We start from the raw sequence: 5657 nt of genomic DNA, 5'->3' as shown, positions 1-5657 counted from the left end.
CCGCCGGCAGCAGGCCCAGCCGGCTTTCGGTCAGCCCGAAGCGGGCGGCGGTGCTGGCAATGGCGATGTCGCAGCAGGCGACCAGGCCCACCCCGCCACCGAAGGCGGCGCCCTGGACCCGTGCGATGGTGGGCTTGGGCAGCTCGTCCAGGGTGCGCATCAGCCGCGCCAGCGCCAGCGAATCCTCGCGGTTGTCTTCCTCGCTGGCGGCGGCCATGCCGCGCATCCACTGCATGTCCGCGCCCGCCGAAAACGACGCGCCCTGGCCGGCCAGCACCACCGCACGGACCTGTTCGTCACGGCCGGCCGCCTCCAGCGCCGCGGTGAGCTGGGCGATCAGGGCCGCATCGAAGGCGTTGTGCAGGGTGGGGCGGTTCAGCCACAGCGTCAGCACCGAGGCGCTGCGTTCTATCCGTAATGCATCACTCATGGGGGCAGGGGACCTGTGGTTGCTCCATACATGTACAGATCATAGCGGGCCGTGGGGCAGCGGCCATGACGCGACGCGGCGATGCTAGAATTGATAACCATTCCTATCAACCACAAGGCGCTCCGTGACGCTGTCCGATCTGCCTCTGCACAGCTCCGCCCTGGTGGAATCGGTGCAGGAACTACACGCCAACGATGCCATCGCCCGCCGGCTCAAGGAGCTGGGCTTCGTCAAGGGTGAAGATGTGCGTCTGGTAGCCCGTGGTCCGGTGGGCGGTGAGCCGCTGCTGGTACAGGTCGGGTTTACCCGCTTCGCCCTGCGCCGCAGCGAGGCCCGGCGCGTCCACGTGACCGCGTTGCCCGTCGGGGTGCCGGCATGAACGCGGCGACCGCAACCCTGCGCGTGGCGCTGGTGGGCAACCCCAACAGCGGCAAGACCGCGCTGTTCAACCAGCTCACCGGCAGCCGCCAGAAGGTGGCCAACTACACCGGCGTGACCGTCGAGCGCAAGGAAGGCCGCCTGCGTGCGCCGTCCGGCCGCGAGTTCGCCGTGCTCGACCTGCCGGGCGCCTACAGCCTGCAGCCGGCCAGCCTGGACGAAGCGATCACCCGCGACCTGTGCCGCGGCTTCTACCCGGGCGAGGCCGCGCCGGATGTGCTGCTGTGCGTGATCGACGCCACCAACCTGCGCCTGCACCTGCGCTTCGCGCTGGAACTGCGCGAGCTGGGCAAGCCGATGATCGTGGCGCTGAACATGGTGGACGCGGCCGAGCGCCGGGGCATCAAGATCGACGTGCCGGCGCTGGAACAGGCGCTCGGCGTGCCGGTGGTGGAAACCGTGGCGGTGCGCCGCAACGGTGCCCAGGCGCTGGTCGCGCGGCTGGACGCGATGGTGCCGCACCTGCAGGCGCCCGTGGCGGTGCCGGACGCGGCGGCGGACTACCACGCGCAGGTGCGCGGCATCCTGGCCGCGTCGGTCAGCATGCCCACCCGCACCGCGAAGATCGACGACGCGCTGGACCGCTGGCTGCTGCACCCGGTGTTCGGGCTGATTACCCTGGTGGTGGTGATGTTCCTGATCTTCCAGGCGGTGTTTGCCTGGGCCACGCCGCTGATGGACGGTATCGAAGCCGGCTTTGGCTGGCTGGGCGAGAACGTGGCCGCGGTGCTGCCCGAAGGCCCGCTGACCAGCCTGATCACCGACGGCATCATTGCCGGCGTCGGCGGGGTGGTGGTGTTCCTGCCGCAGATCCTGATCCTGTTCGCCTTCATCCTGGCCCTGGAAGAATCGGGCTACCTGCCGCGCGCGGCGTTCCTGCTGGATCGCATGATGGCCGCCGCGGGCCTGTCCGGGCGCTCGTTCATCCCGCTGTTGTCCAGCTTCGCCTGCGCGGTGCCGGGCATCATGGCCACCCGTAGCATCCAGGACCCCCGTGACCGTCTGGCGACCATTCTGGTGGCGCCGCTGATGACCTGTTCGGCGCGGCTGCCGGTGTATGCGCTGCTGATCGGCGCGTTCATTCCGGCCAAAACCCTGTGGGGCTTTGTCAGCCAGCAGGGGCTGGTGCTGTTTGGTCTGTACATGGCCGGCATCCTCAGCGCGCTGGCGATGTCGTGGGTGATGAAGAAGTGGCGCCGCGACAAGAGCGAGCACCCGCTGATGCTGGAGCTGCCGTCGTACCGCATCCCGCACCCGCGCGACCTGGCCGTGGGCCTGTACGAGCGCGGCATGATCTTCCTCAAGCGCGTGGGCGGCATCATCCTGTCGCTGACCATCCTGCTGTGGGTGCTGCTGAAGTTCCCGGCGGCACCGGCCAACGCGACCATGCCGGCCATCGACTACAGCTTTGCCGGCCAGATCGGTCATGCCATGACCACGATCTTCGCGCCACTGGGCTTCAACTGGCAGATCTGCATCGCCCTGATTCCGGGCATGGGCGCGCGCGAAGTGGCGGTGTCCTCGCTGGCCACGATCTATGCGCTGTCCGCCGCCGACGACGATGCGGCGATCCAGGCGCTGACCCCGGTGGTGGCCCATGGCTGGTCGCTGGCCACCGGTCTGTCGCTGCTGGTGTGGTTCATCTATGCGCCGATGTGCATTTCCACGCTGGCCACGATCAAGCGTGAAACCAACTCGTGGAAGCAGGTGGGCTTTGCCACCGTCTACCTGTTCGCGGCGGCCTATGTTGCCGCGCTGGTCACCTACCAGGTGACCGTGGCACTGGGCGGCGGCTGATGAGCACCGGCCTGCTGCTGCAGTACATCGTGGTGGTGCTGATCGTGCTGGTCAGCGCCTGGGTGGTGCTGAAGAAGCAGTTCCCCGGCACCGTGCGCAAGGCGCGTGGGGCGATCGCGTTGGGGCTGGTGAAGCCGCAGCGCGCCGGCTGGCTTCAGGCACTGGGGCGGAAGATCGCGCCCCCGGCCAGCGGCGGCGGTGGCGCGTGTGGCGGCTGCGACAGCTGCGGCCCAAGCGCCCCGAAACAGCACTGAGTAGCGCCGGGCTCTGCCCGGCTGCCGTTCGCCCAATCGTTCGGGGAACTGACGCCAGCCACGTAGCGCCGGGCTCTGCCCGGCTGCCGTTCGCCCAATCGTTCAGGAAACTGCCGCTAGCCACGTAGCGCCGGGCTCTGCCCGGCTGCCGTTCGCCCAATCGTTCGGGGAACTGACGCCAGCCACATAGCGCCGGGCTCTGCCCGGCTGCTCTTCGGTCAATCGTTCGGGGATCTGACGCAAGCCGGGCAGAGCCCGGCTCTACGGGGGGTCAGCGGGCCTGGCGGCCCAGCTGCCCGGCCCGCTGCAACCAGGCCTCGCGCTGCGCCGCGGAGGCGCTGCGCACCGGCCCGAAGCCGCTGATCTTCACCGGCCGGATGCCGCAGAATTCCAGGATCGTCCGCCGGATCTGCTGGTGCCCCGGCATGCGGTAGATCCAGCGGTAGTACCAGGGCGGGGTGTCCAGGGTGGTGATCACCCGTGCGCTGCGTCCGGCCAGCAGGCGGTCCCACCACACCGAATCGGCGCGGTACCGGAAGGCAACGCCAGGCAGGAAGGCGCGGTCGAAGAAGCCCTTGAGCAACGCCGGCATGCCGCCCCACCAGGTGGGATAGACCAGGACCAGATGCTCGCAGCCGGCGATGGCGGCGTTGATCTGCTCCAGGCCCGGTTCCAGCGGCTGGATCTGGCGGTAGCCGTGGCGCAGGATCGGGTCGAAGTCGATCTCGCCCAGCGCGAACAGCTGCACCGTGTGGCCGGCGGCGAGCGCGGCGTGTTGGTACCGCTCGGCCAACGCGCCGCACAGGCTGTCGCGGTCGGGGTGGCCAAGCAGGATGACGATGGATCGGGACATGCGGGCGCTCGTTGCCGGGCGGTGCAGGCTACGGTCTGCCCCATGGGGCAGAGTCAAGCGGCCACGCACGCGCCCTGGGCGAGACAGGCGTCGAGCGGGCCGTCGTGGCCCTCCGCCGCCAGTACGGCCACCTCGGCACGCAGGTCGCTCAGTGCGCTGTCCAGCTGCCGCAGCCGCGCAAGGTCGGCGCGGACGGCCTGCTGGCGTGACGCCAGCAAGGCCTGCACCCGGTCCCAGTCGATGCTGCCATCGGGCCGTCGCAACGCAGCCACGTCGGCCAGCCGGAAGCCCAGTACCAGCGCCTGGCGGATCAACAGCACCAGGTTGAGGTCCTGTTCGCTGTAGTCGCGGTACCGGTTGATGCGCGGCACCGTGGCCAGCAGGCCGCGCGCCTCGTACAGCCGGATCGCTTTCTGGCTGGCGCCGCTGCGCCGGGCCACCTCGGAAATGCGCATGTCAGTCGCGTACCAGGCCGCCGTCCACCACCAGGTTCTGCCCGGTGACCGCCCGCGACCACGGCGAGGCGAAGAACAGCGCCGCATCGGCGAATTCGGCCGGCGTGGTCACGCTGCGCAGCGGGGTATTGGCGGCGATGTAGTCGAACACCGCCTCGGGCGTGGCGGCGCTGGCGTCGGTGGTGCGCAGCAGGCCGCCGGAGAGCATGTTCACGGTGATGCCGTCCGGGCCGAGGTCGCCGGCCAGGGTGCGGGTCAGCGACAGCAGCGCGGCCTTGGCGGCGGTGTAGTCGTGGTAGGGCACCACCGGGTTCTGGAACAGATTGGTGCCGATGTTGATGATCCGCCCGAAGCGTTGCGCGCGCATGCCCGGCAACGCCGCCTGCACGGTGTTCAAGGCGCCCTGCACACTGCCCTCGAACTGCGCGCGGAACGCAGGCCAGGCGATGGTGTCGGCCTTGGCGCGCGCGTCGCCGTTGAAGGAAAAGGCGGCCAGTGCGTTGTTGACCACGCAGTTGATCGGGTGGCCGAAATGCGCGTGGGCGTGGGCGAACAGTCCATCGACCTGACGCCGGTCGGTGACATCGGCCTGCACCGCCAGCGTGGACGGCCCCAGTTCGGCCGCCAGCGCCTGCGCCGCGTCGACGCTGTGCAGGTAGTTGATCACCACCTGCGCGCCTTCGCGGGCGAACGCGCGCACGAGGTGCTGGCCGAGGCCGCGGGCGCCGCCGGTGACAAGAACACGTTGCTGCGAAAGCTGCATGGGCGAAGGCCTGGAAAAGCAGGTACACAGAGTAGCAAGCGGGAGCGGGCGGGGCGGCGCGACAACGGTCTGGTGCCGTTGCATCGCGCCGGCCGGGATGCGCGCGGCATTTCCCCTTGTGCAGGCCTGCGCGCACCGCTAGCCTGCGCGCATGACCACTCCCCCTCTTCGTTTGCTCATCCACGGCGCGTCCGGACGCATGGGCCAGGCCCTGCTGCGGCTCGCCGCCGAGAATCCTTCCCTGCAGATCGTCGCCGCGGTGACCCGCCGGTCGCCGGCGCAACGCGTGGTGGACGGTGTGCCGCATTTCGCCAGCAGTGAACTGGCCGGTGCGCCCACGTTCGACGTGGCCATCGACTTCAGTCTGCCCGAAGGCTTCGACCCGGTCCTGGCACTGTGCGTCGAACGGGGGGCCGGGCTGGTGTCGGGGACCACCGGCATCAGCGAGGCGCAGCGCCAGGCGCTGATCCAGGCGGCCGCCGGCATTCCGCTGGTATGGGCGTCGAACTTCAGCCTGGGCGTGGCGGTACTGGACGAGCTGGTCGAGCGCGCCGCGGCGGCGCTGGCCGGCTGGAACTGCGACATCGTCGAGTCGCACCATGTGCACAAGCAGGACGCGCCCTCCGGGACCGCGCTGACGCTCGGCGCCGCGGCGCAGAAGGGCGGG

Annotated in this window: 8 protein-coding genes; 4 read left to right on the top strand and 4 right to left on the bottom strand. The window is 69.8% G+C overall.

Annotated features, from left to right (window positions below):
* Positions 1-430 (bottom strand): enoyl-CoA hydratase-related protein (locus DBR34_RS24250; protein ID WP_258224181.1); only part of this gene is annotated, 430 nt, incomplete at its 3' end.
* 124 nt (positions 431-554) lie between these two features.
* Here DBR34_RS24250 and DBR34_RS19895 point away from each other — a divergent pair.
* From DBR34_RS19895 to DBR34_RS19885, 3 genes are read left to right on the top strand one after another with little or no spacing between them, the layout of a single operon-like run.
* Positions 555-809 (top strand): FeoA family protein, encoded by a 255-nt coding sequence (locus DBR34_RS19895; protein WP_128098063.1) that lies wholly within the window; start codon positions 555-557, stop codon positions 807-809.
* Positions 806-2665 (top strand): ferrous iron transport protein B, encoded by a 1860-nt coding sequence (feoB, locus tag DBR34_RS19890; protein WP_128098062.1) that lies wholly within the window; start codon positions 806-808, stop codon positions 2663-2665. Before DBR34_RS19895 ends, feoB begins: the two co-directional genes overlap by 4 nt.
* On the top strand, positions 2665-2919 hold the full coding sequence (locus DBR34_RS19885; protein ID WP_128098061.1) for a DUF6587 family protein: 255 nt from the start codon (positions 2665-2667) through the stop codon (positions 2917-2919). The genes feoB and DBR34_RS19885 overlap by 1 nt, the downstream gene beginning before the upstream one ends.
* Before the next feature lie 271 nt (positions 2920-3190).
* Here the strand turns inward: DBR34_RS19885 and DBR34_RS19880 are convergent, their stop codons facing one another.
* The 3 genes from DBR34_RS19880 to DBR34_RS19870 are packed head-to-tail and all read right to left on the bottom strand — an operon-like array spanning position 3191 to position 4990.
* Positions 3191-3772, bottom strand: coding sequence for an NAD(P)H-dependent oxidoreductase (locus DBR34_RS19880; protein WP_128098060.1), 582 nt, complete (start codon positions 3770-3772; stop codon positions 3191-3193).
* Between the two features lie 53 nt (positions 3773-3825).
* Complete coding sequence (locus tag DBR34_RS19875) at positions 3826-4227, bottom strand: MerR family transcriptional regulator (protein WP_128098059.1); 402 nt, start codon at positions 4225-4227, stop codon at positions 3826-3828.
* Position 4228: 1 nt separating this feature from the next.
* Positions 4229-4990 (bottom strand): 3-oxoacyl-ACP reductase, encoded by a 762-nt coding sequence (locus DBR34_RS19870; protein WP_128098058.1) that lies wholly within the window; start codon positions 4988-4990, stop codon positions 4229-4231.
* 151 nt (positions 4991-5141) lie between these two features.
* On the opposite strand from DBR34_RS19870, the gene dapB reads away from it, so the two are divergent.
* On the top strand, positions 5142-5657 hold a 516-nt coding region (gene dapB / locus DBR34_RS19865; RefSeq protein WP_128098069.1), incomplete at its 3' end, for a 4-hydroxy-tetrahydrodipicolinate reductase.

It is taken from the genome of Stenotrophomonas sp. HMWF003 (assembly GCF_003061285.1).
Classification (GTDB): Bacteria; Pseudomonadota; Gammaproteobacteria; order Xanthomonadales; family Xanthomonadaceae; genus Stenotrophomonas; species Stenotrophomonas maltophilia_AP.
Note: the sequence above shows the minus strand (reverse complement) of the source record. Positions and strands in the feature narration are given on the sequence as shown.

Bases quoted from the DNA above. Each gene is read 5' to 3' on its own strand.
- DBR34_RS19875 (WP_128098059.1), bottom strand. From the start codon at position 4,227: ATGCGCATTTCCGAGGTGGCCCGGCGCAGCGGCGCCAGCCAGAAAGCG.
- DBR34_RS19880 (WP_128098060.1), bottom strand. From the start codon at position 3,772: ATGTCCCGATCCATCGTCATCCTGCTTGGCCACCCCGACCGCGACAGC.
- DBR34_RS19870 (WP_128098058.1), bottom strand. From the start codon at position 4,990: ATGCAGCTTTCGCAGCAACGTGTTCTTGTCACCGGCGGCGCCCGCGGC.
- DBR34_RS19885 (WP_128098061.1), top strand. From the start codon at position 2,665: ATGAGCACCGGCCTGCTGCTGCAGTACATCGTGGTGGTGCTGATCGTG.
- feoB (WP_128098062.1), top strand. From the start codon at position 806: ATGAACGCGGCGACCGCAACCCTGCGCGTGGCGCTGGTGGGCAACCCC.